Here is a 21,722-nt window from a genome sequence, read left to right on the forward strand (position 1 = left end):
CCCCGCGCGTTAGGGTCGGTCCATGACCGAATCCGAGCTCGACCTCACCCTGGACGCCGCCGAGCTGACCGCCCGGCTCGTCGACATCCCCTCCGTGAGCGGCGACGAGAAGGTCCTCGCCGACGCCGTGGAGCAGGCCCTGCGCGCCCTGCCGCACCTGACGGTGGACCGCCACGGCAACAACGTCGTGGCCCGCACCCGCCTCGGCCGCGCCGAGCGCGTCGTCCTCGCCGGGCACCTGGACACCGTCCCGATCGCCGACAACGTCCCCTCCCGCCTCGACGAGAACGGCGTGCTGTGGGGGTGCGGCACCACCGACATGAAGTCCGGCGTCGCCGTCCAGCTGCGCATCGCGGCCACCGTGCCCGAGCCCAACCGCGACCTCACCTTCGTCTTCTACGACCAGGAAGAGGTCGCCGCCGACCTCAACGGCCTGGGCAAGGTCGCCGAGGCCCACCCCGACTGGCTGGCCGGCGACTTCGCCGTCCTGCTGGAGCCCTCCAACGCCGAGGTCGAGGGCGGCTGCCAGGGCACCCTGCGCGTGCTGCTGCGCACCGCGGGCGAGCGCGCCCACTCCGCGCGCAGCTGGATGGGCTCCAACGCCATCCACGCCGCCGCCCCGATCCTGGCGAGGCTGGCCGCGTACGAGCCGCGCAAGCCCGTGATCGACGGCCTGGAGTACCACGAGGGCCTCAACGCGGTGCGCATCGAGGGCGGCGTCGCCAACAATGTCATCCCCGACGCCTGCACCGTCACCGTCAACTTCCGCTACGCCCCCGACCGCAGCGAGGCCGAGGCCCTCGCCCACGTCCGTGAGGTCTTCGCGGACTGCGGGGTCGCCGAGTACGTCGTCGACGACTCCTCCGGCGGCGCCCTGCCCGGCCTCTCCCACCCGGCGGCGGCCGCGTTCATGGAGGCGGTCGGCGGGCGGGCGATGCCCAAGTTCGGCTGGACGGACGTCTCCCGCTTCAGCGCGCTCGGCGTGCCCGCCGTCAACTACGGCCCGGGCGACGCCCTGCTGGCGCACAAGGTCGACGAGCGGGTGGAGACCAAGGCGATCCTGCACTGCGAGGAACGACTCCGCGCCTGGCTGACCGCCTGAATTCCGCTTGCCGTCACCTTCGTGCGCCTACGCTGATCCAACGATCAGCAGGAGGGAGCACATCATGGGCAACCACCGCAATTCCGAGGGGTACCCTCGCCGCCGGCCCGAGGAGCAGCAGCTCGGGCCGGTACTGCGGCGGCGGAGCCAGGTGCAGGCGGGCAGTACGACCGACCAGCGGCTGCTGGACTCGGCCGGCCCCAGCGAGTGGGTGCACACCGATCCCTGGCGGGTCCTGCGCATCCAGTCGGAGTTCATCGAGGGCTTCGGCACGCTGGCCGAGCTGCCGCCGGCGATCAGCGTGTTCGGCTCCGCGCGCACGCCCGCCGGCTCACCGGAGTACGAGGCCGGCGTCCGGATCGGCGGCGCCCTGGTCGAGGCCGGCTTCGCGGTGATCACCGGCGGCGGCCCCGGCGCGATGGAGGCCGCCAACAAGGGCGCCCGGGAGGGAGGCGGCATCTCGGTGGGCCTGGGCATCGAGCTGCCCTTCGAGCAGGGGCTCAACCAGCACGTCGATCTCGGGCTGAACTTCCGGTACTTCTTCGTCCGCAAGACGATGTTCGTGAAGTACAGCCAGGGCTTCGTGGTCCTTCCCGGCGGACTCGGCACGCTGGACGAGCTGTTCGAGGCCCTCACCCTGGTCCAGACCCAGAAGATCACCCGCTTCCCGATCGTGCTGTTCGGCACCGAGTACTGGAGCGGCCTGGTCGACTGGCTGCGCACCACCGTGATCGCCCAGGGCAAGGCCTCCGAGCGCGACCTGTACCTCTTCCACGTCACCGACGACGTGGACGAGGCGATCGCGCTCGTGACGAAGGAAGTCGGGAAGTAGCCCGGCCGCCCGTCCGTCCGCCCGTCCGGGGGCCGGCCTGGCTCAGGCCAGTCCCCGGCGGGCGACCGCCGGCTCCCGGTACCCCTGGATCGACCGGACCATCTCCAGGACCTGCCGCGTCTCGGCCACCTCGTGGACCCGGTAGACCTGCGCGCCCAGCCAGGCCGAGACGGCCGTCGTGGCGAGGGTGCCGAGCAGCCGCTCCTTGACCGGCTTGTCGAGGGTCTCGCCGACGAAGTCCTTGTTGGACAGCGAGACCAGCACCGGCCAGCCGGTGTCGGTCATCTCGGCCAGGCGCCGGGTGGCCTCCAGGGAGTGGCGGGTGTTCTTCCCGAAGTCGTGCCCCGGGTCGATCATGATCGCGTCCCGGCGGACGCCGAGCTCCACCGCCCGCTCGGCCAGGCCCACCGTGACCCGCAGGATGTCCGCCATCACGTCGTCGTACGCCGTCCGGTGCGGCCGGGTGCGCGGCTCGACCCCGCCCGCGTGGGTGCAGACCAGCCCGGCGCCGTACCGGGCGGCGACCTCCGCCAGCTTGGGGTCGACCCCGCCCCAGGCGTCGTTGAGCAGGTCGGCGCCGGCCTCGCAGACCGCCTCGCCGACCTCGTGCCGCCAGGTGTCGACGCTGATCACCACGTCCGGGTGGCGGCGGCGGACCTCGGCGACGAAGCCGACCGTGCGCCGGGCCTCCTCCGCCGCGTCCACGTGCTCGCCCGGACCGGCCTTGACCCCGCCGATGTCGATGATCGCGGCGCCCTCGGCCACCGCCTGTTCGACGCGGTCCAGGGCGGGTTCGTCACGAAACGTGGCGCCCTGGTCGTAGAAGGAGTCCGGCGTCCGGTTCACGATGGCCATGATCACCGGCTCGTGAGTGTCGAACTCGCGCCTGCCCAGTCGCAGCATCCCGTTCTTTCCTCCTCAGGCGGCCCTCGCGCCTCGTCTGCGACCTTAACCTGGTGACCGGAAGTGGGTCCCCCCGGCCGCCGCCGGGACATGCCCCCAGCCATTGCCCCGGGGAGTTGATCGTGTTCTGGTTCTTGCTGATCGCGCTGGTCGTGGTCGTCGCGGCGGTCACCCTGGCGGTGGTCGGCGGCGGCTCGGAGCCCGTGCTCCCCGAGGCGGAGCCGGACCGGGTGGCCGACGCGCTACCGGAGAGCCGGCCCGTCGCACCGGCCGACATCGACGCCCTGCGGCTGCCGGTGGCGCCGCGCGGCTACCGCATGGCCGAGGTGGACGACGTACTGGAACGGCTGTCGGCGGAACTGGCCGAGCGCGACGCGCGGATCGCCGAGCTGACCGCGGCCGCGGCGCACGCGGCGCACGCCGCACCGGCGGCCCGGCCGGCCCGGCCCGCGCGGCCGGCCCCGGCCGCCGCGGCCGCGGACTCCGGGGAGGAGGGCGGACCGCAGGACGCCGTGCCCGCCGAGGACGCCGCAGCGGTCGAGGACGCCGTGCCCGCCGAGGACGCCGCAGCGGTCGACCTCTCGAAGCGGGACGCGCAGTGAGCGCCCTCGCCGGGCCCGACGGGGGTCTGCGCTGCCCCTGGGCGCTGTCCACCACCGACTACATCGCCTACCACGACACCGAGTGGGGCCGGGCGGTGCACGGGGACGACGCCCTGTACGAGCGGCTGTGCCTGGAAGCCTTCCAGTCGGGGCTGTCCTGGCTGACGATCCTGCGGCGGCGCGAGGGCTTCCGCACGGCCTTCGCCGACTTCAGGATCGCGGCCGTCGCCCGCTTCGACGAGCGGGACGCCGAGCGGCTGCTCGCCGACGAGGGGATCATCCGCAACCGGGCCAAGATCGAGGCCGCGCTCGCCAACGCCCGGGTGCTCGCGCAGTGGAAGCCGGGCGAGCTGGACGAGCTGATCTGGTCGCACGCCCCGGAGCCGGGCCGCCCGGCCCCGACGACCATCGAGGACGTCCCGGCGGTGACGCCCGAGTCCACGGCCCTGGCCAAGGCCCTGAAGAAGGAGGGCATCCGCTTCGTCGGGCCCACCACGGCCTACGCGCTGATGCAGGCCTGCGGCCTGGTCAACGACCACCTGGCCGCCTGCACCGCCCGCACCCCCGCCGCCTGACGGCCCGGGGCGGCCACGCCGCCCCGGCTCCCGTTCGGGCTAGCGCCCGGTGTACTTCGGCTTCTCCTTGGCGAGGAACGCCGCGACCGCGATCGCGTGGTCCTCGGAGGCGCCCGAACGGGTCTGGAGCTCGTCCTCCTTCTCCAGCGCCTCGGCGAGCGACCGTCCGGCCCCGTACGCCAGGGCCTCCTTCAGCCCGGCGTAGGCCACGGTCGGGCCGTCCGCCAGCCGCCGCGCGACCTCGGCGGCGGTGTCCGCGAGCTCCGCCGCCGGCACCAGCCGGTTGACCAGACCCAGCTCCTGCGCCTCCTGCGCGGTGATCGACCGCGGGAACAGCAGCAGGTCCGCCGCCCGGCTGGTGCCGACCAGCCGCGGCAGCGTCCACGACAGCCCGGAGTCGGCGGACAGCCCGACCCCGGCGAAGGCGGTGGTGAAGCTTGCGGTGTCGGCCACCACCCGGTAGTCGGCCGCCAGCGCGAAGCCGAAGCCCGCCCCGGCGGCGACGCCGTTGACCCCGGCGACCACCGGCTTCGGCATCTGCGTGATCGCCCGGACGATGGGGTTGTAGTGCTCGCTCACGGTGCTCAGCGCGTTGCCCGAGCCGGACTGCCGGGCCGCCTCCAGGTTCCCGACGTGCTCCTTCAGGTCCTGGCCCACGCAGAAGGCCCGCCCGGTCGCGGTCAGCAGGACCGCGCGCACGCCCGGGTCGGCGCCCGCGGCCTCCAGGGAGTCGCGCAGCGCGACCTTCAGCTCCGTGTTCAGCGAGTTCATCGCGTCGGGGCGGTTCAGCGTGATCGTGGCGAGCCCGTCGGTCACGTCGTACAGCACGGTGTCGGCCATGGCAGGTGGTGTCCCCTCCGTCGCGGACCCGGCCAGCGGATCGGTACTGGCCGGTACAGGGTCAGCATGGCGGACGGGGCCGCTCCAGGGCATGTGATGTGTGTCAAAGAAAGAAGCGGCCGTGTGCGCGCAGAGCGGACGCAGAGCGGGCGAAGTATCGCAGGCAGGTCCCCGAAATGAGTGGTTTTGGCAGGGCGCGTTGCGCAAGCGTTCCCGGCCGATGTTGGTCATCGGGTCCTGACATGCGGGATAATGGCCGGGAAGCAATGTGTTCGATGCCGGGTTCCAGGCACCTGAATGGGGCCGTCGGCTGACGATGAGCTGGTTTCAGGAAGGGGAACGAGCATGGCGGCCATGAAGCCGCGGACGGGCGACGGCCCGCTCGAGGTCACCAAGGAGGGGCGGGGCATCGTCATGCGCGTACCGCTCGAGGGCGGCGGTCGGCTGGTCGTCGAGCTGACGCCGGACGAGGCGGACGCCCTGGGTGACGCCCTCAAGAAGGTCGTCGGCTGACCCACCCCCCGGCACCACCTGCATACTCTGCGCTGCCCCGGCCCGCATCCTGCGGCCGGGGCAGTGTTGTGTCACGGCCCGGGCGGCCGCCCGGGCCGGGGCCCGCGGGCCGGGCCGGGGCTCAGCGGCGGACGGCGCACAGCAGGCCGTCGCCCACCGGGAGCAGGGCCGCCTCCAGGGCGGGGCTCTCGCGGACCCCGCGCAGCAGCTCCCGCACGCGCAGCACCTCGGTCTCCTGGGCGGAGGAGTCGACGGTGCGCCCGTCGGCGAAGACCCCCTCGAAGCACACCAGGCCCCCCGGGCGCAGCAGGCGCAACGATTCAGCGAGGTAGTCGAGGGACTCGGCGGGGTCCCCGTCGCAGAAGACGAGGTCGTAACCGCCGTCGGCGAGCCGGGGCAGGACGTCCAGGGCGCGGCCGGGGATGAAGCGGGCGCGGTTGCCGGCGAAGCCGGCGGCGCGGAAGGCCTGGCGGGCGAAGGCCTGCCGGTCGGGCTCGGGGTCCACGGTGGTCAGCACCCCGTCCGGGCGCATGCCGTGCAGCAGGTGGATGCCGGAGACGCCGGTACCCGTACCGATCTCGGCGACGGCCTTGGCGTCGGCGGTGGCGGCGAGCAGGCGCAGCGCGGCCCCGGTGCCGGGGGAGACGGCGCGCAGGCCCGCTTCCCTGGCCCGGTCGCGGGCCCACCGCAGAGCGTCGTCCTCGGCGACAAACGCGTCGGCGAACGCCCAGCTCGTCTGCCGGTTGCCGGTAATGACCCTCTCCTGTCCCCATAGTTGGCGCAACGGTGACTGTATCCGCTGACGTCGGGAACCCGCAGATGGGACCGGGCGTTGGAGAAGGGACGGGGACGGCCGGGCGGGCTCCGTGCAGATCACCGCCCACCGCCGCGGCGCCGTGTGCAAAGTTAGGGCAAAAACGCTTATCCAAAGCTGACGGGAGGGGTGGCTATGGTAGGGACTCCACTGGACACCACCAGAGCCGATAGGGGAGGTGCGGCTGCGCCTGTGGATCGGCGAGGCGTGCTGAGGCGCCTCTTCTGGTCGGCGGGTGAGCCGAAATCCGTGACCGACATTGCTGACCGCTTCCACACCGCCGCGACCGCAACCACCGCGTCCTTCGCCGCCGATGCGGGCTCACCGGCGTGGACCCCTCCTTCGTGGGAGGACATCGTCAGCACGCACAGCGTCCGGGTCTACCGCCTCGCCTACCGTCTGACGGGCAATCAGCACGACGCCGAGGACCTGACGCAGGAGGTCTTCGTCCGCGTCTTCCGCTCGCTGTCCACGTACACGCCGGGCACCTTCGAGGGCTGGCTGCACCGCATCACCACGAACCTCTTCCTGGACATGGTCCGCCGCAAGCAGCGCATCCGCTTCGACGCCCTCGCCGAGGACGCGGCGGAGCGGCTGCCGAGCCGCGAGCCGTCCCCGCAGCAGGTGCTGCACGACACCCACTTCGACGCCGACGTGCAGCAGGCGCTGGACACGCTGGCGCCCGAGTTCCGCGCGGCCGTGGTGCTGTGCGACATCGAGGGCCTGTCGTACGAGGAGATCGCCGCCACGCTCGGGGTGAAGCTCGGCACCGTGCGCAGCCGGATCCACCGGGGCCGCTCGCACCTGCGCAAGGCGCTCAAGCACCGCTCACCCGAGGCCCGCGCGGAGCAGCGCGCGCTGGCCGGGGTCGCCGTGGGCGCCCCGGGCGCCCCGGGCGCCGGGGGAGAGGGCGGAGCCGAGTGAGCGGAGTCAGTCCTTCCCCCGCCGAGCAGCACCTCGGCGACCGTCTCGCGGCCCTCGTCGACGGCGAGCTGAGCCATGACGCGCGCGAGCGGGTCCTGGCACACCTGGCCACGTGCCCCAAGTGCAAGGCCGAGGCCGATGCGCAGCGCCGGCTGAAGACCCTGTTCGTGGAGAGCGCGCCGCCGCCGCTGTCGGCCGGGCTGCTCGCGCGGCTCCAGCAGCTGCCCGGCGGGGGCCCCGACGGGCCGCCGGGGCCGCCCGGGCCGCCCGGTGCCGAGCTCTTCGGGTACCGGGCCGCCGTCGAACCGCCGCAGCAGGGCTTCCGGATCCACGAGGTCGGGCGGCCGCGGCGGCGCTTCGCGTTCGTGGCGGCCGGGGCGGTCTCGCTGGCCGCGATCGCGCTCGGCGGCTCGCTGCCGCTGGACTCCGTCGAGCCGAACGCGCGGGGCGAGTCCCCGGCGTCCCGGCCCGGGCCCGCGGTGTCCGTCGCCCCCGGCCCGGCGGTGTCCGTGGCCGATGCCGTCGTCCGCGACCGGGAGCCCCGGTCCGGCTTCGCCGTCGCCCCCCGCCCGGCCGGCCCCGTGCCACCGGCCGCGCCCTCCACCTCCCCCTCGCCGCACCGGGTCTCTCTGCTGCGCTGACGGCCCGCCTCCGGCCGGGGGCGCAGCCGATGCCGCCGTCTGCGAGGGGGCCGTGGCCAGAGGGCTCGGCCTCCGACCGAGGCCCCCCGTCAGCCGCCGGGCGTTCCCGGCTGTGCTGCGCTGGAGGCACGTCCCGGCGGGCCCGTTGCCGGTGCTGCGGGGCTTGCTGCGGGTCGGGTGTACGGGGTGGCTCCGGGGCCCGGGGGCGCCGCGCCCGCCCCGGGGGCGACCTGGTTGAATCGGGCGGCAGATGCGCCGCCCTGCGGTGCCACAGGTACCCGGGGAGCGCCCACATGGCCGACCAGCACCAGCCCGAACCGTCTCCGCCCGGGCAGACCCGCCCTGCCGACCCGGTCCCCGCGCCCCGGCCCGTCGCCCCCGCAGGAGAGGCCGACCGCGCCGCAGCGGATGCTCCCGCCGCGGCGCAGTCGCCGCAGGCCGGTCCTGGCGAGGGAGGCGGCCCCGCTGCACCGGAGCCCGAGGCCGTCCCCGACACCGCGGCGGCTCCCGCTGCCGCCGAGCCGGCCGGGGCCGCAGAAGCCGGCCCCGCACCGGCGGAGGCTGCCGCCGGAGGGCCCGGCACGACCGCGGCAGCCGGCCCCGAGGCGGCGGACGCCGCCACCGCCGCCGCACCCCTTGCGTACGACCCCTGGGGCGTCGGGGCGGTGGAGACCTGGCAGCTGGACGGGCAGGGCGGCAAGGCGGCCGGCCGGCGGGTGGTGGGGCTGCGGCACGCGGTCGCGCTCGGAGCCGGCGTCGCGCTGCTCGCCGGCGGGGTCGGCGGCTGGCTGGGCGTGCTCGCCGAGCGCAGCAGCAGCACCCGCCTCGAACTCCCCCAGGCGGCGGTGGAGGGCAAGGACCGGGCCCCCGACAGCGTGGCCGGCATCGCCGCCACCGCACTGCCCGGCGTGGTCACCCTCCACGTCCGCGGCAGCGGCGGCGGCGGTACCGGCACCGGGTTCGTCCTCGACCCGCAGGGGCACATCCTCACCAACCACCACGTCGTCGCCGGTGCCAAGGACATCACCGTCACCTTCAGCACCGGGGAGAGCGTCGCCGCCCGGCTGGTCGGCCAGGACAGCGGGTACGACCTGGCCGTCGTCCGGGTCGACGGCGTACGGGGTCTGAAGCCGCTGGCCCTCGGCAACTCCGAGGACGTGAAGGTCGGCGACCCGGTGGTGGCCATCGGGGCGCCCTTCGACCTCTCCAACACGGTCACGGCCGGCATCATCAGCGCCACCGGCCGCCCCGTCACCGCGGGCGGCGACAAGGGCGACGGCAGCGACATCAGCTACGTCGACGCCCTCCAGACCGATGCCCCCATCAACCCCGGCAACTCCGGCGGCCCGCTCCTCGACGCCAAGGCCCGGGTGATCGGCATCAACAGCGCCATCCGCGGAGCCGACAAGGCGGACTCCGAGAAGCAGAGCGGCAGCATCGGCCTCGGCTTCGCCATCCCCGTCAACCAGGGCAAGCGCGTCGCCGAGGAGCTGATCCGCACCGGCCGCGCCACGCACCCCGTCATCGGTGTCACCCTCGACATGGAGTACACCGGCGACGGGGCCCGCGTCGGCACCAAGGGCGAGGGCGGCAAGCCGGCCGTCACCCCCGGGGGGCCCGCCGCCCGCGCCGGGGTCAAGGGCGGCGACGTGATCACCAAGGTCGACGGCACGCGCGTCCACGGCGGCGACGAGCTGATCATCAAGATCCGCTCGCACCGCCCCGGCGACCCCCTGGCCCTCACCGTCCTCCGCGACGGCCAGGAGCGCACCCTGCGGCTGGTCCTCGGCTCCGCGGACGGGTCATGACGGGGAGCGCGCCGCGGAACATGCCCAAAAGCGGGCCGAAGGAGTACCGATGTAGGGGAGCGGCGACAACGCCGGGTACCGTGTGTGGTGGCCTGGAGTGAAGAGAGCCGAGGAGCGGCAAGGTGTTCAACGACATAGGCGCACTCGAGCTTGTCACCATCGTGGTGCTGGCCATCCTCGTCTTCGGACCGGACAAGCTGCCCAAGGTCATCCAGGACGTCATGGGCGTCATCCGGAAGATCCGCGCCTTCTCCGAGAGCGCCAAGCAGGACATCCGCTCCGAACTCGGCCCGGACTTCAAGGACTTCGAGTTCGAGGACCTGAACCCCAAGACCTTCATCCGCAAGCAGCTCGCCGAGAACGAGGACCTGCGGGAGATCCGCAGCAGCTTCGACCTGCGCCAGGAGCTGAACGAGGTCACCGACGCGGTCAACAGCCGCGACACCGCCCCCGAGCCGGCCGCCGCGGGCGCCTCCGCCGCCGGGCCCGACCTGCTGAAGAAGCCCGCCGCCCCGGCCGCCGAGCAGCGCACCCCGTTCGACGCCGACGCCACCTGAGCCCGAGCCTGCCGGGCGATCCGGTGTCCGGTGGCTATCCTCCATGAGTCCGGACACAGGACGCCCGAGGTGGGGGTCCCCCCGACGTGTGTGGGGGAGGGCCGTTCCGGACCCAACGGAACGAGAGGCCGCATCGATGGAGACGACGAGCAGTAGCCGGGTGGGCACACAGCCCGCCGAGGTACCCGAGGCACCAGCCGCCGCACCCACTGCACCCGCCGCCACACCTGCCACATCAGCCGCCGCCGCGGGTGCCGCGGCCCCCGCGGCACCCGCGCCGAGCACGCCCGCCCCGCCCGAGGAGACCGCCGCGCCCGTCCCGGCGGCCCGCCGGACGGCCGAGGGCTTCCTGCGGGCCGACTTCCCCTGGTACGGGCTGGACGGGGCCTTCACCGGCCCCCGCTGGCTGATGCAGGTGGGCACCGGGGCCGACGGGACCGTCGAGCACGGTTCCACCGGGCACGGGGACGAGCCGTCCGTGCGCGGCGAGATCGCCACCGGCGAGAAGGAGCGCTTCGCGGTGGTCATCACCGTCGCGAGCAATCCGCTGCGCCGCAGCGGCGACGGCACCGGCACCCTGGAGGCCACCTCGGTCTCCTCCGCGGCCTGGCTGGCCGGCTCGGGGCTGCTGGCGTACAGCTGGCCCGGCCAGATGGACCACGCCCTGCGCGACGACTGGCTGGAGCAGCAGACGGAGGCCGCCTGGGAGCTGGCCGACCACCTCGACGGCCCGGACTGGTCGACGCTGTCGCTCCCCGTGGACGGCGAGCCGACGCCGTTCCACTACCGCGAGTCCGAGTTCGGCTGGGTGCTCGCCGGTTCCACCCCGGGCGGCGTCCACCTGGGCGCCTACGGCCGCGGCATGAGCGCGTACGGGCTCGGCTTCTCGGTGATCGGCGACCTCTCGGCGTACGAGGCCTAGCCTCACGGGCCGGGTGCGCGGGCGGTCCGGGTCGGTACGGAGCCCGGCCCGGGCCCATGCGAAAGGGCACCGCCCGCAGGCGGTGCCCTCGCCGGGGTGCGGCCCGTCCGCCGGCCGCACCGCTGTCAGAACGTCAGAACTTGTTGCGCGGGGTGATGCCCAGCGACATGCCGGCCAGGCCGCGGGCGCGCCCGCCCAGCTTGCCGGCGATGGCGCGCAGCGCCGCACCCGCCGGGGAGTCCGGGTCGGACAGGACCACCGGCTTGCCCTCGTCGCCGCCCTCGCGCAGCCGCACGTCGATCGGGATGGAGCCGAGGACCGGGACGGTCGCGCCGACCGTCTTCGTCAGGCCGTCGGCGACCTTCTGGCCGCCGCCCGTGCCGAACACGTCGACCATCTCGTCGCAGTGCGGGCAGGGCAGCCCGGACATGTTCTCGACCACGCCGACGATCTTCTGGTGGGTCTGGACGGCGATCGAGCCGGCCCGCTCGGCGACCTCCGCCGCGGCCTGCTGCGGCGTGGTGACGACGAGGATCTCCGCGTTCGGGACCAGCTGGGCCACCGAGATCGCGATGTCGCCCGTGCCCGGCGGCAGGTCGAGCAGCAGCACGTCCAGGTCGCCCCAGAACACGTCCGCCAGGAACTGCTGGAGCGCGCGGTGGAGCATGGGGCCGCGCCACACCACCGGCGCGTTGCCCGGGGTGAACATGCCGATGGAGATGACCTTCACGCCGTTCGCCGACGGCGGCATGATCATGTTCTCGACCTGCGTGGGCCTGCCGTCCACGCCGAGCATGCGCGGCACGCTGTGGCCGTAGATGTCGGCGTCCACGACACCGACCTTGAGGCCGTCCGCGGCCATCGCCGCGGCCAGGTTCACCGTCACCGACGACTTGCCGACGCCGCCCTTGCCGGACGCGACCGCGTAGACGCGGGTCAGCGAGCCGGGCTTGGCGAACGGGACCTCGCGCTCGGCGGTGCCGCCGCGCAGCGAGGCAGCCAGCTCCTTGCGCTGCTCGTCGCTCATCACGTCCAGGGACACCGCGACGGAGGTGACGCCGGCGACCTTCTCCACGGCCTCGGAGACGTTCTTGGTGATCGTCTCGCGCATGGGGCAGCCCGACACCGTCAGGTAGACCGTCACGGCGACCGCGCCGCCGTCGCCGATCTCCACCGATTTGACCATGCCGAGCTCGGTGATCGGCCGGTGGATCTCGGGGTCGTTCACCGTCGCCAGCGCGTCCAGGATCGCGTCCTGCTCGGGCACGGCGGCGGAGCTTGTGTCGGTAGCCATGCCCCCGATGGTACGGCTCGGTAGCCTGCCTCAGGAAAGGCCGCTAACGGTCGCCTTCGTCACTCTCGGACGGGAAGAGCCGCCGCTCGTCCATCTCCTTGATCAGGTCCTGGAACTCCGAGCGGATCCAGTCGCGCGTCGCGACCTCGCCCAGGCCCATCCGCAGCGCCGCGATCTCCCGCGTCAGGTACTCGGTGTCGGCGATGGACCGCTCGTTCTGCTTGCGGTCCTGCTCCAGGTTGACGCGGTCGCGGTCGTCCTGCCGGTTCTGCGCGAGCAGGATCAGCGGGGCCGCGTACGAGGCCTGCAGCGACAGCATCAGCGTCAGGAAGATGAACGGGTACCGGTCGAAGCGCAGGTGGTCCGGGGCGAAGATGTTCCACAGCACCCACACCACGATGACCAGCGACATCCAGACGATGAACCGGCCCGTGCCGAGGAACCGCGCCACCCGCTCCGACAGCCGCCCGAACGCCTCCGGGTCGTACTCGGGCAGCAGCGAGCGCCGCGGCGCCCGCGGCTGGTCCAGCCGGGCCCGCGAGCGCGACAGCGCGCTCGCCCCGGTCGACTGCCCGGCCCGGACCCGCTCGGCCCGCTCCGCGACCCGCTCGGCCACCCGCTCCGAGGCCTCCACGAGCCCCTGCTCCCTCGCCTGGGCGCGCGCCTGCTCGCGCCGCTCCCGGATCTGCTCCCGGCGCCGCTCGCGGGCCTGCTCGCGCTCGCGCCCCCGGTCCCGGTCACTGGCCACGGACCACCTCCTCGGAGTGGTGGAAGTCCGTCTCGCGCCAGTCGTCCGGCAGCAGGTGGTCCAGTACGTCGTCCACGGTCACCGCTCCCAGCAGGGCGCCGCCCTCGTCGACCACCGGCACGGCCACCATGTTGTACGCGGCCAGGTAGCTGGTCACCGCCGGCAGCGGGGCGTCCGGGCGCAGCGGCGGCAGGTCGGTGTCCACGATCGAGCTGACCAGGGTGAACGGGGGATCGCGCAGCAGCCGCTGGAAGTGCACCGTGCCCAGGTACTTGCCGGTCGGCGTCTCGTCCGGCGGGCGGCACACGTACACCTGGGCGGCCAGCGCGGGCGACAGGTCCGCCTGCCGTACGCGGGCCAGCGCGTCCGCGACCGTCGCGTCGGGCCGCAGCACGATCGGCTCGGTCGTCATCAGACCGCCCGCGGTGTTCTCCTCGTACGACAGCAGGCGGCGCACGTCGGCCGCGTCGTCGGGCTGCATCAGCGTCAGCAGCCGCTCCTTGTCGTCCTCCGGCAGCTCCGACAGCAGGTCGGCCGCGTCGTCGGGGTCCATGGCCTCCAGGACGTCGGCGGCCCGCTCCTCCTTCAGCTTGCCGAGGATCTCCACCTGCTCGTCCTCCGGGAGCTCCTCCAGGACGTCCGCGAGCCGGTCGTCGTCGAGGGCGCTGGCCACCTCGGCGCGCCGCTTCGGCGTCAGGTGGTGCAGTACGTTCGCCACGTCGGCCGGGCGCATCTGCTCGAAGGTGGCCACCAGGTTCTCCGCGCCCTGGGCCTCCTCCTCCAGCGAGAAGCCGGTCACCGCGGACCACTCCACCGTCAGCGTCTCGCCGCGGCGGCGCAGCGCGCCCCCCTTGCCCTTGCGCACGAAGATCTTGTCGATCTCCCAGTCGCGGCGGGCCGGGAGCTGCTGGATGGCCACGTCCAGGACGGTGACCTCCTCGCCCGTCGCGGTCAGCCGCACCCGCCGGTCGAGCAGTTCGCCCAGGACCAGCCGCTCGGTGGGGCGCTGCTCGAAGCGCCGCATGTTCACCACGCCGGTGGTGATGACCTGTCCGGACTCCACGCCCGTCACCCGGGTCATCGGCAGGAAGATCCGGCGCCGGCTGACCACCTCGACCACCAGGCCCAGCAGCCGCGGCGGGCGGCCGCCGACGCGGAGCATCGCGACCAGGTCCCGGACACGGCCCACCTGGTCGCCGTTGGGGTCGAAGACGGGCACACCCGACAGATGGGATACGAAGATCCGCGGGGCGCCTCCGGCCATCCCAGCGCCTCCTAGCGTCGATCACCACTCCTGCCGCCCTCAGGCTAGCCCGTGGGGCGCACGGGCGTCCTGGTGGGGCGGTCCGCCCGGGCGCAGCACCCGGGCGCCGGCCGCGGCGGCCGAGGGGGCCGCGGGCGCGGGCCGCCGCGCGGGGCCGGGTACGCTGCCTGCTGCCCGAAGACCCCCGAAGAGAGGCACCTGCCCGTGACCGCCCACCTTCCCGCAGCACGGCTGCGCCGGGCCGCCTTCGCCGGCGTCCTGCTCGCCGGTCTGGCCGTCACCGGCACGGGCTGCGGGGCGGACCCCGACGAGGGCACGAACGGCGTGGGCAAGCTGTCCGCGGCCCAGATCGAGGGCAAGGCCAAGGCCGCGGCGGCCGCCGCCTCCTCGGTGCACCTGTCGGGCACCCTCGTCAGCGGCGGCAAGACCTACGCCCTGGACGTGCGCCTGGGCAAGGACGGCGGGTCCGGCGAGGTGAAGTCCAAGGAGGACACGTTCCAGCTGCTGCGGGTGGGAGAGCAGCTCTACCTCAAGGCGAGCGCCGCCTTCTGGGGGAAGTCCGACTCGGCCGGCAAGCTCGGCGACAAGTACGTGAAGGTCCCCGACAGCGACCCCACCTACAAGCAGTTCCGCGGCTTCACCGACATGCACGTCCTGCTCGACGGGCTGCTCGGCCTCGACGGCAAGCTCGCCAAGACCGAGGAGTACACCAAGGTCGGCGCCACCCGCGCCGTCCAGGTCACGGCGGGGGACAAGGGCAAGGGCGGCAAGCTGTCGGTCTCCCTGGAGGGCACCCCGTACCCGCTGCGGATGGAGCGCGCCGGCGGCGCCGGGACGGTCGACCTCTCCGACTGGGGCAAGCAGTTCCCGCTCCAGGCGCCCCCGCAGGACCAGACCGTCGACTACGGCTCCCAGCTGCCGACGACGAAGGACCAGAGCGGCGGCCCGGCCCCGTCGGCCGGCGGCGGCAAGGGCGGTGCGGGCGGGGGCGCCGGCCAGGGCTCCGACCCGACCAAGTAGCCCGGACGGCGGCGGCCGCCCCGGCCACGGGGCGGCGGAGGCTAGCGGGCCGCCTTCTTCCGCTTCAGCAGCAGCTTCGGCAGGCCCGCCGGGACCGGCCGGCGGGTGACCGCGGGGGAGCCCACCGGGACCGCGGCCAGCGAACCGGCCGGCAGTTCGGTGCTCGCCGCGACCGGCTCCAGCCGCAGCAGCCGGCACTCGCGCGCCCACCGCTCGGTCATCTCCTCCGAGTCGGGCGCGTTCAGCCGCTTGCCCTTCAGCTCGGCCACCGCCGCCTCCCAGGCCTCGCCCCGCGGCGCGAGCTCCCGTACCGCAGCCGTCCAGGCCACCAGCCGGCCGCCCTTGTCCTTGCTGCGCACGGTCACCTCGGCGGCCGAGCCGTCCGCGAGCCCGGGCAGCGGCTGCTCGCCGGGGCCGTCGCCCAGCACGTGGGCCGCGCCGTCCACCCACGCGTGCCACAGGGCGCGCTCGGCCCCCGAGCCGCGGACCCAGATCAGGCCGGACTTCTTGGTGGCCTCCTCGACGAGGGCCAGGTCGAGCGTGCTGAGAGTCATGCGCACCAGAGTAGGGGGTGCCCCGCACGCCCCTTCCGGGCCCTCGGCTCCCTAGAGCCAGCCGTGGCGGCGCAGCGCGCGGTGGATGGTGAGGCAGGTGCCGACGATGGCGGCCATCACCATCGGGTATCCGTACTTCCAGTGGAGCTCGGGCATGTGCTCGAAGTTCATCCCGTACACGCCGCAGATCATGGTGGGGACGGCGATGATCGCCGCCCAGGAGGTGATCTTGCGCATGTCCTCGTTCTGGGCGACGGTCGCCTGCGCGAGGTTGGCCTGGAGGATGGAGTTCAGCAGCTCGTCGAAGCCGACGACCTGCTCGTGCACGCGGGCCAGGTGGTCGGCCACGTCGCGGAAGTACTTCTGGATGTCCGGGTCGACCAGCCGCATCGGCCGCTCGCTGAGCAGCTCCATCGGCCGCAGCAGCGGGGCGACGGCCCGCTTGAACTCCAGCACCTCGCGCTTGAGCTGGTAGATGCGGCCCGCGTCGCCGCCGCGGGCGACCCCCTTGGCGGGCGCGGCGAAGACCGCGTTCTCCACCTCGTCGATGTCGTCCTGCACGGCCGCCGCGACCGCGATGTACCCGTCCACGACGTGGTCGGCGAGGGAGTGCAGGACGGCCGAGGGGCCCTTGGACAGCAGCTCGGGGTCGTCCTGGAGGCGGTGGCGCAGGCCCCTCAGGGAGCCCTGGCCGCCGTGCCGGACCGTGATCACGAAGTCCGGGCCGGTGAAGCACATCACCTCGCCGGTCTCCACCACCTCGCTGGTGGAGGTGAGTTCGGCGTGCTCCACGTAGTGGATGGTCTTGAAGACCGTGAAGAGGGTGTCGTCGTAGCGCTCCAGCTTCGGGCGCTGGTGGGCGTGGACCGCGTCCTCCACGGCCAGCGGGTGCAGGCCGAAGGTGGCGGCGATCCCCGCGAACTCCTCCTCCGTCGGCTCGTGCAGGCCGATCCAGGCGAAGCCGCCGTCCTCGCGGACGCGCCGGATCGCCTCACGCGGCGTCAGGCACGAGGGGCCGAGGGCGCGCCGGCCGTCGCGGTAGACGGCGCAGTCCACCACGGCGCTGCTCGCCGAGGGGTCGCGGGTGGTGTCGTAACCGGGCTGGACGGGAGCGGACCTGCGCAGGGCCGGACGTACGGCGGCACGCAGGTAGGGCAGCATCGACATGGCAGGCTCCTTCTCGCGCACGGACGGGACCGCACGGGTGGGAGACCCTCCGCTCGTGCCGTCCGGCGGGCAGGCCGGGACGCGGCGGAAGGAACAGGACGGGAGGACAAGACGTTCTGCCGTCGCTCTTCTGCTGATCGGACGATCACATGGAGCGGGACGCGCCCGCACAGGAAGCGGAAGAGCGGTTGGTACTGCACGATCGACTTCGGTCCATGACAGTCCCCACCTCCTCCGGCCGGTCCCCCGTGGGGGACTTCCTGTCGCCGGGGCCTCGAAACAACGCTTCTGCGTGCGGCCCCGACCAGCGGTCAACACTATCAGCCGACGGATGGTCAAGACCCGCCCTTTACCCGCCTGATACGAGTTCTATGCTCGCCCCATGGCAGAAATTCTGGCTCTCGTCGAAGCCCGGCTGCGCAGCGCGCTCGGCGAACCCGACGCCCGCGCCGCCGTCACCTTCCTCGGTACCGACCGCATCGAGGTGCTCCGCTTCGCCGAGGGCGACCTCGTGCGGTACGCGACGCTCGGCATGTCCGCGAACCCGATGACCGACCCGACCGCGGTGGTCGCCGACCCGCTGCGCGGGCCGCGCGCCGAACTGGTGCTGACGGTGCGGGCCGGGCTCGCGCCCACCGACCGGCTGCTGCGGCCGCTCGCCGTGCTGGCCGCGTCGCCGCAGGTCGAGGGGCTCGTGGTGGCGCCGGGCGCCTCGCTCGACGTGGGCGAGCCGCTGTGGGAGGGGGCGCCGTTCACCTCCGTGCTGGTCGCCGAGCCGGGCGGGCTCGTGGAGGACCTGGAGCTGGACGAGCCCATGGATCCGGTGCAGTTCCTGCCGCTGCTGCCGATGACGCCGAACGAGGCGGCGTGGAAGCGGGTGCACGGCGCGGCCGCCCTCCAGGAGCGCTGGCTGGCCCACGGCACCGACCTGCGCGACCCGTTGCGTACGGCCGTGACGCTGGACTGAGGCATCCGGACGGGTGATCGTGTCTTGACGGCGCGCCGGGCGGGGAGGAGCGTGGCTTCCTATGAGGGGCGAACCAAGTTGCCCGAAGTGCGGTGGCCGGGTCAGGGCGCCCGGCCTGTTCTCCGACTCCTGGCAGTGCGCGGTGCACGGCGCGGTGTACCCGCTGCAGCCCGTCATCCCGCCCAGCGTCGAGGGGCTGGAGGTGGTCGTCCGCCGGGCGCAGGTGCCGGTGTGGATGCCGTGGCCGCTGCCGCTGGGCTGGCTCTTCACGGGGGTGGCGGCTGCCGGTGACGACCGCAGCGGCGGCCGGGCGACGGCCGTCGCCTGCTCGGGGCCCGGGCCGCTGGGCGGAGTCGGGGAGCTGCTGCTGATCGCCGAGGAGCTGGGGGTCGGGCTCGGTGCGCGGTACGCGGGCATCGACGGCCCCGACCCCGGCGCGTACATCGACGTGTCGTCCCCTCCGCACACCAAGGTCGTCGCGGCGGGGCGCCCGACGCCGCTGTGGCTCGTGCGGGACACCCCGGACGACCGGGCCGTCTTCGCCGGGGAGGCGCGGGGGATATGGCTGTGGGCCATTGCCTGGCCGGAGCAGTCGGGCCTGCTGATGTACGACGAGCTGGTCCTGACGGACATGCGGGACCTGGGGGCGGAGGTCGAGATGATGCCCTGCGGCGCACTGAGCCCCCGCATCCTGGGGCCGTAACGGCGACCCGTCCGGGGCCCCGGACGCCGCCGTGCGCGGGCCGGTCGGCCGCCGGTGCGGCCGGGCGTTATCCTGGGGTGTCCCCCCGTACCCGCGACCCCTGGAGCCATGGCCGTGCGCATCGACCTGCACGCCCACTCCACGGCCTCGGACGGCACCGACACCCCCGCCGAGCTGGTCCGCCACGCGGCCGCCGCCGGGCTAGACGTGGTCGCGCTGACCGACCACGACACCGTCGCCGGACACGCCGAGGCCATCGCCGCGGCTCCCGCCGGGCTCACCGTCGTCACCGGCATGGAGCTCTCCTGCCGCCTCGACGGCATCCCGATGCACCTGCTCGCGTACCTCTTCGACCCCGAGGAGCCCGAACTCGCCCGCGAGCGCGAGCTGGTGCGCGACGACCGGACCCCGCGCGCGCAGACCATGATCGGCAAGTTGCAGGCGCTGGGCGTCGGCATCACCTGGGAGCAGGTCTCCCGGATCGCCGGCGGCGGCTCCGTCGGCCGGCCGCACATCGCCACCGCCCTCGTCGAGCTGGGCGTCGTGCCCACCGTGTCCGACGCGTTCACCGCGGACTGGCTCGCCGACGGCGGCCGCGCGTACGCCGAGAAGCACGAGCTCGACCCCTTCCACGCCGTCCGCCTGGTCAAGGCGGCCGGCGGCGTCACCGTCTTCGCCCACCCCGCCGCCGTCAAGCGCGGCCGGTGCGTGCCCGAGAGCGCGATAGCCGCGCTCGCGGCCGCCGGCCTGGACGGGGTCGAGGTGGACCACATGGAGCACGACGCCGACACCCGCGCCCGGCTGCGCGGGCTCGCCGGCGAGCTGGGGCTGCTCACGACCGGCTCCAGCGACTACCACGGCAGCCGCAAGACGTGCCGCCTCGGCGACTACACGACCGACCCCGAGGTCTACGGCGAGATCACGCGCCGCGCGTTCGGCGCCTTCCCCGTCCCCGGCGCCGGCGGAACCGCGGGCGCGTAAGGCTCCTGCCCCTCCTGGCCGGTCGCCCTGGGCGGCCCGTGCCGGGAGGACGGACGTCCACCTGCGCGCCCTGCGCCCCTCTTCTTTCCCCCGTCACACCCCTAACTCCCTGCAAGGCATCACTGTGTTCGACTTCGCCGTCTTCGGATCCCTATTTCTCACGCTTTTTGTGATTATGGACCCTCCGGGGATCACGCCGATCTTCCTCGCCCTGACGTCCGGCCGACCCGCCAAGGTGCAGCGCCGGATGGCCTGGCAGGCCGTCTGCGTGGCCTTCGGCGTCATCGCGGTCTTCGGCATCTGCGGCCAGCAGATCCTGGACTACCTGCACGTCTCCGTCCCGGCGCTGATGATCGCCGGTGGTCTGCTGCTCCTGCTCATCGCGCTCGACCTGCTCACCGGCAAGACCGACGAGCCCAAGCAGACCAAGGACGTCAACGTCGCCCTCGTGCCGCTCGGCATGCCGCTGCTGGCCGGTCCCGGTGCGATCGTCTCCGTCATCCTCGCCGTGCAGAAGGCGGAGGGGTTCGGCGGCCAGTTCTCGGTGTGGACCGCCATCGCCGCGATGCACGTGGTCCTGTGGCTCACGATGCGGTACTCGCTGGTGATCATCCGGGTCATCAAGGACGGAGGCGTCGTCCTCGTGACGCGCCTCGCCGGCATGATGCTCTCCGCCATCGCCGTCCAGCAGATCATCAACGGCGTGCTCCAGGTGGTGCACGGCGCCTGACGCCCCGCCCCGCCTGCGGCCCCGGACCCCGGGCACATGCGAACGCCCCCGCACCGAAGTGATCGGTGCGGGGGCGTCCGGCGTGCGGTGTGCGGTGTGCGGCGTAGCCGGTGCCGCGTGTCAGGAGGACGCACTCTCGGCCGGTCGGATCAGGATGCGCTGGCCGACGGCGGCCGCCTGCTGCACGATCCGGTTGACGGAGGCCGCGTCCACGACGGTGCTGTCCACGGCGGTTCCGTCGACATCGTCCAGGCGCAGAATCTCGAAGCGCACCGGCTTCTCCCTTCGTCAGTGTTCTCCTTGCACCGTTCCCAACGAAGTGTATGAAGCAAACATTCCCTACGCTAAGGAAATTTTTTCATAAGCTAACTACCGGGGGCTCGCGGTGTCCCAGAACTTCACCAGCGCACCCGCCGTGAACTGCGGATTCTCCGCGTTGGGGGAGTGCTCGGCGCCCGGCACGACCACCCGCCGCGCCTTCAGACGCTGTGTCATGTCGTCCATCACCGGAACCGGCCAGGCGTAGTCCACCTCACCGGAGAGCACCAGCTTCGGCAGGTCCACCGCGCTCAGCTCGTCCACCCGGTCCGGCTCGGAGACCAGGACCCGCCCCGTGGCGATCAGCTGCTCGGGGACCGTGGCCAGCCAGCGCTCGCGCAGGAACTCCGCCAGCTCGGGCGCGTCCGGCACCGCGTCCTCCGGGTCGTGCGCACGCATCGCCGTCCAGATGCCCGGCATGTCCTCGCGCATCGCCTCCAGCGCGGCCACCAGCAGCGCGGTCCGCTCCTGCTGCGCCTCGCAGATGGCGGCCGGCCCGCTGCTCATCAGGGTCAGCGAGGCGAACGGCGCCGGATCGCGCAGCACCGCGGCCCGCGAGATCAGCCCGCCGAGCGAGTGCCCGACCAGGTGGACCGGGCCGCCGCCCAGCGCGGCCGCCTGCGCCAGCACGTCGAGCGCGAGCTCCTCCAGGGCGTAGGCCGACTCCTCGCGCGGGCCGGGCGTCTCGTGCTGGCCGCGCCCGTCGACGGCGACGACCCGGTACCCGGCGGCCGCCAGCGGCTCCAGGAGGCCGATGAAGTCCTCCTTGCTGCCGGTGAAGCCGGGGACCAGCAGGGCCGTGCCGCGCACCGGCTCACCGGCCTCGTGCACGGCGAAGTCGCCGCGGGCGGTCGAGAGGCGGTACGCGCGGGCGTCGGACGGCAGGGTGAGGCGGGGCGGCTTGCTCATGGCCCGAGGTTACCGGCCCGTAGCGGGCTGTCCA

At 73.6% G+C, this 21,722-nt stretch carries 25 protein-coding genes; 15 read left to right on the forward strand and 10 right to left on the reverse strand.

Going from position 1 to position 21,722, the window contains the following annotated elements; genetic code table 11:
- The first annotated feature begins 22 nt into the window (after positions 1 to 22).
- A complete protein-coding gene (dapE, locus tag AB0953_RS09100) occupies positions 23 to 1,102 on the forward strand; it encodes a succinyl-diaminopimelate desuccinylase (RefSeq protein WP_366858758.1) in 1,080 nt (359 codons plus the stop codon).
- Between the two features lie 64 nt (positions 1,103 to 1,166).
- On the forward strand, positions 1,167 to 1,934 hold the full coding sequence (locus tag AB0953_RS09105; protein ID WP_366858759.1) for a TIGR00730 family Rossman fold protein: 768 nt from the start codon (positions 1,167 to 1,169) through the stop codon (positions 1,932 to 1,934).
- Between the two features lie 42 nt (positions 1,935 to 1,976).
- Here AB0953_RS09105 and folP read toward each other — a convergent pair whose 3' ends face one another.
- Positions 1,977 to 2,837: a dihydropteroate synthase gene (folP, locus tag AB0953_RS09110; RefSeq protein WP_366858760.1), complete on the reverse strand. Its 861-nt coding sequence runs from the start codon at positions 2,835 to 2,837 to the stop codon at positions 1,977 to 1,979.
- Between the two features lie 122 nt (positions 2,838 to 2,959).
- Here folP and AB0953_RS09115 point away from each other — a divergent pair, with 122 nt between their 5' ends.
- Complete coding sequence (locus AB0953_RS09115) at positions 2,960 to 3,439, forward strand: DivIVA domain-containing protein (protein ID WP_366858761.1); 480 nt, start codon at positions 2,960 to 2,962, stop codon at positions 3,437 to 3,439.
- Positions 3,436 to 4,014 (forward strand): DNA-3-methyladenine glycosylase I, encoded by a 579-nt coding sequence (locus AB0953_RS09120; RefSeq protein WP_366858762.1) that lies wholly within the window; start codon positions 3,436 to 3,438, stop codon positions 4,012 to 4,014. The genes AB0953_RS09115 and AB0953_RS09120 overlap by 4 nt, the downstream gene beginning before the upstream one ends.
- A 39-nt stretch (positions 4,015 to 4,053) precedes the next feature.
- Here AB0953_RS09120 and AB0953_RS09125 read toward each other — a convergent pair whose 3' ends face one another.
- Positions 4,054 to 4,854 carry an enoyl-CoA hydratase-related protein gene (locus AB0953_RS09125; RefSeq protein WP_366858763.1) on the reverse strand — a complete coding sequence of 267 codons (801 nt, stop codon included), beginning with the start codon at positions 4,852 to 4,854 and terminating at the stop codon, positions 4,054 to 4,056.
- Positions 4,855 to 5,199: 345 nt separating this feature from the next.
- Here AB0953_RS09125 and AB0953_RS09130 point away from each other — a divergent pair, with 345 nt between their 5' ends.
- On the forward strand, positions 5,200 to 5,367 hold the full coding sequence (locus AB0953_RS09130) for a DUF3117 domain-containing protein (protein WP_003966491.1): 168 nt from the start codon (positions 5,200 to 5,202) through the stop codon (positions 5,365 to 5,367).
- A 121-nt stretch (positions 5,368 to 5,488) separates the two neighbouring features.
- Here the strand turns inward: AB0953_RS09130 and AB0953_RS09135 are convergent, their stop codons facing one another.
- The gene (locus AB0953_RS09135) at positions 5,489 to 6,151 is read right to left on the reverse strand and encodes a class I SAM-dependent methyltransferase (RefSeq protein WP_366858764.1); all 663 of its coding nucleotides are present in this window, start codon (positions 6,149 to 6,151) and stop codon (positions 5,489 to 5,491) included.
- Between the two features lie 165 nt (positions 6,152 to 6,316).
- Here AB0953_RS09135 and sigE point away from each other — a divergent pair, with 165 nt between their 5' ends.
- From sigE to AB0953_RS09160, 5 genes are all read left to right on the forward strand, one after another.
- The gene (gene sigE, locus AB0953_RS09140) at positions 6,317 to 7,105 is read left to right on the forward strand and encodes an RNA polymerase sigma factor SigE (protein WP_366858765.1); all 789 of its coding nucleotides are present in this window, start codon (positions 6,317 to 6,319) and stop codon (positions 7,103 to 7,105) included.
- Positions 7,102 to 7,746, forward strand: a complete 645-nt coding sequence (locus tag AB0953_RS09145; protein WP_366858766.1) for a zf-HC2 domain-containing protein — start codon at positions 7,102 to 7,104, stop codon at positions 7,744 to 7,746. Before sigE ends, AB0953_RS09145 begins: the two co-directional genes overlap by 4 nt.
- Before the next feature lie 293 nt (positions 7,747 to 8,039).
- Positions 8,040 to 9,554 (forward strand): trypsin-like peptidase domain-containing protein, encoded by a 1,515-nt coding sequence (locus tag AB0953_RS09150; RefSeq protein WP_366858767.1) that lies wholly within the window; start codon positions 8,040 to 8,042, stop codon positions 9,552 to 9,554.
- 122 nt (positions 9,555 to 9,676) lie between these two features.
- Positions 9,677 to 10,111, forward strand: coding sequence for a sec-independent translocase (locus tag AB0953_RS09155; RefSeq protein WP_366858768.1), 435 nt, complete (start codon positions 9,677 to 9,679; stop codon positions 10,109 to 10,111).
- A 136-nt stretch (positions 10,112 to 10,247) separates the two neighbouring features.
- Entirely contained in the window at positions 10,248 to 11,033 is a 786-nt protein-coding gene (locus AB0953_RS09160) for a hypothetical protein (protein WP_366858769.1), read from the forward strand.
- A gap of 133 nt (positions 11,034 to 11,166) precedes the next feature.
- On the opposite strand, the gene AB0953_RS09165 is transcribed toward AB0953_RS09160, so the two are convergent.
- From AB0953_RS09165 to AB0953_RS09175, 3 genes are all read right to left on the reverse strand, one after another.
- Positions 11,167 to 12,300, reverse strand: a complete 1,134-nt coding sequence (locus AB0953_RS09165; protein WP_366858939.1) for an Mrp/NBP35 family ATP-binding protein — start codon at positions 12,298 to 12,300, stop codon at positions 11,167 to 11,169.
- A gap of 70 nt (positions 12,301 to 12,370) precedes the next feature.
- Positions 12,371 to 12,877, reverse strand: coding sequence for a DUF1003 domain-containing protein (locus tag AB0953_RS09170; RefSeq protein ID WP_366858940.1), 507 nt, complete (start codon positions 12,875 to 12,877; stop codon positions 12,371 to 12,373).
- Between the two features lie 187 nt (positions 12,878 to 13,064).
- The gene (locus AB0953_RS09175; protein ID WP_366858770.1) at positions 13,065 to 14,339 is read right to left on the reverse strand and encodes a CBS domain-containing protein; all 1,275 of its coding nucleotides are present in this window, start codon (positions 14,337 to 14,339) and stop codon (positions 13,065 to 13,067) included.
- A 204-nt stretch (positions 14,340 to 14,543) separates the two neighbouring features.
- Here AB0953_RS09175 and AB0953_RS09180 point away from each other — a divergent pair, with 204 nt between their 5' ends.
- A complete protein-coding gene (locus tag AB0953_RS09180) occupies positions 14,544 to 15,359 on the forward strand; it encodes a hypothetical protein (RefSeq protein ID WP_366858771.1) in 816 nt (271 codons plus the stop codon).
- A gap of 41 nt (positions 15,360 to 15,400) precedes the next feature.
- Here the strand turns inward: AB0953_RS09180 and AB0953_RS09185 are convergent, their stop codons facing one another.
- Both AB0953_RS09185 and AB0953_RS09190 read right to left on the reverse strand, forming a co-directional pair.
- Positions 15,401 to 15,913 carry a hypothetical protein gene (locus AB0953_RS09185; RefSeq protein WP_366858772.1) on the reverse strand — a complete coding sequence of 171 codons (513 nt, stop codon included), beginning with the start codon at positions 15,911 to 15,913 and terminating at the stop codon, positions 15,401 to 15,403.
- 51 nt (positions 15,914 to 15,964) lie between these two features.
- Positions 15,965 to 17,080, reverse strand: a complete 1,116-nt coding sequence (locus AB0953_RS09190; RefSeq protein ID WP_366858773.1) for a magnesium and cobalt transport protein CorA — start codon at positions 17,078 to 17,080, stop codon at positions 15,965 to 15,967.
- A gap of 382 nt (positions 17,081 to 17,462) precedes the next feature.
- Here AB0953_RS09190 and AB0953_RS09195 point away from each other — a divergent pair, with 382 nt between their 5' ends.
- From AB0953_RS09195 to AB0953_RS09210, 4 genes are all read left to right on the forward strand, one after another.
- On the forward strand, positions 17,463 to 18,047 hold the full coding sequence (locus AB0953_RS09195) for a suppressor of fused domain protein (RefSeq protein ID WP_366858774.1): 585 nt from the start codon (positions 17,463 to 17,465) through the stop codon (positions 18,045 to 18,047).
- A 61-nt stretch (positions 18,048 to 18,108) separates the two neighbouring features.
- Positions 18,109 to 18,750: a DUF6758 family protein gene (locus AB0953_RS09200; protein WP_366858775.1), complete on the forward strand. Its 642-nt coding sequence runs from the start codon at positions 18,109 to 18,111 to the stop codon at positions 18,748 to 18,750.
- Between the two features lie 114 nt (positions 18,751 to 18,864).
- Positions 18,865 to 19,731, forward strand: a complete 867-nt coding sequence (locus AB0953_RS09205) for a PHP domain-containing protein (RefSeq protein WP_366858941.1) — start codon at positions 18,865 to 18,867, stop codon at positions 19,729 to 19,731.
- 124 nt (positions 19,732 to 19,855) lie between these two features.
- Positions 19,856 to 20,461: a MarC family protein gene (locus AB0953_RS09210; protein WP_366858776.1), complete on the forward strand. Its 606-nt coding sequence runs from the start codon at positions 19,856 to 19,858 to the stop codon at positions 20,459 to 20,461.
- Between the two features lie 120 nt (positions 20,462 to 20,581).
- Here the strand turns inward: AB0953_RS09210 and AB0953_RS09215 are convergent, their stop codons facing one another.
- Together AB0953_RS09215 and AB0953_RS09220 are read right to left on the reverse strand one after the other, a co-directional pair.
- Positions 20,582 to 20,734, reverse strand: a complete 153-nt coding sequence (locus tag AB0953_RS09215; RefSeq protein ID WP_366858777.1) for a hypothetical protein — start codon at positions 20,732 to 20,734, stop codon at positions 20,582 to 20,584.
- A gap of 96 nt (positions 20,735 to 20,830) precedes the next feature.
- Complete coding sequence (locus AB0953_RS09220; protein ID WP_366858778.1) at positions 20,831 to 21,688, reverse strand: alpha/beta hydrolase; 858 nt, start codon at positions 21,686 to 21,688, stop codon at positions 20,831 to 20,833.
- Positions 21,689 to 21,722 lie beyond the last annotated feature (34 nt).

Source organism: Streptomyces sp. NPDC046866 (genome assembly GCF_040704625.1).
Classification (GTDB): domain Bacteria; phylum Actinomycetota; class Actinomycetes; order Streptomycetales; family Streptomycetaceae; genus Streptomyces.

Coding starts and splice junctions, on each gene's coding strand:
- dapE (WP_366858758.1), top strand. CDS start 23: ATGACCGAATCCGAGCTCGACCTCACCCTGGACGCCGCCGAGCTGACC.
- AB0953_RS09105 (WP_366858759.1), top strand. CDS start 1,167: ATGGGCAACCACCGCAATTCCGAGGGGTACCCTCGCCGCCGGCCCGAG.
- folP (WP_366858760.1), bottom strand. CDS start 2,837: ATGCTGCGACTGGGCAGGCGCGAGTTCGACACTCACGAGCCGGTGATC.
- AB0953_RS09125 (WP_366858763.1), bottom strand. CDS start 4,854: ATGGCCGACACCGTGCTGTACGACGTGACCGACGGGCTCGCCACGATC.
- AB0953_RS09130 (WP_003966491.1), top strand. CDS start 5,200: ATGGCGGCCATGAAGCCGCGGACGGGCGACGGCCCGCTCGAGGTCACC.
- sigE (WP_366858765.1), top strand. CDS start 6,317: ATGGTAGGGACTCCACTGGACACCACCAGAGCCGATAGGGGAGGTGCG.
- AB0953_RS09150 (WP_366858767.1), top strand. CDS start 8,040: ATGGCCGACCAGCACCAGCCCGAACCGTCTCCGCCCGGGCAGACCCGC.
- AB0953_RS09160 (WP_366858769.1), top strand. CDS start 10,248: ATGGAGACGACGAGCAGTAGCCGGGTGGGCACACAGCCCGCCGAGGTA.
- AB0953_RS09175 (WP_366858770.1), bottom strand. CDS start 14,339: ATGGCCGGAGGCGCCCCGCGGATCTTCGTATCCCATCTGTCGGGTGTG.
- AB0953_RS09185 (WP_366858772.1), bottom strand. CDS start 15,913: ATGACTCTCAGCACGCTCGACCTGGCCCTCGTCGAGGAGGCCACCAAG.
- AB0953_RS09190 (WP_366858773.1), bottom strand. CDS start 17,080: ATGTCGATGCTGCCCTACCTGCGTGCCGCCGTACGTCCGGCCCTGCGC.
- AB0953_RS09195 (WP_366858774.1), top strand. CDS start 17,463: ATGGCAGAAATTCTGGCTCTCGTCGAAGCCCGGCTGCGCAGCGCGCTC.
- AB0953_RS09200 (WP_366858775.1), top strand. CDS start 18,109: ATGAGGGGCGAACCAAGTTGCCCGAAGTGCGGTGGCCGGGTCAGGGCG.
- AB0953_RS09220 (WP_366858778.1), bottom strand. CDS start 21,688: ATGAGCAAGCCGCCCCGCCTCACCCTGCCGTCCGACGCCCGCGCGTAC.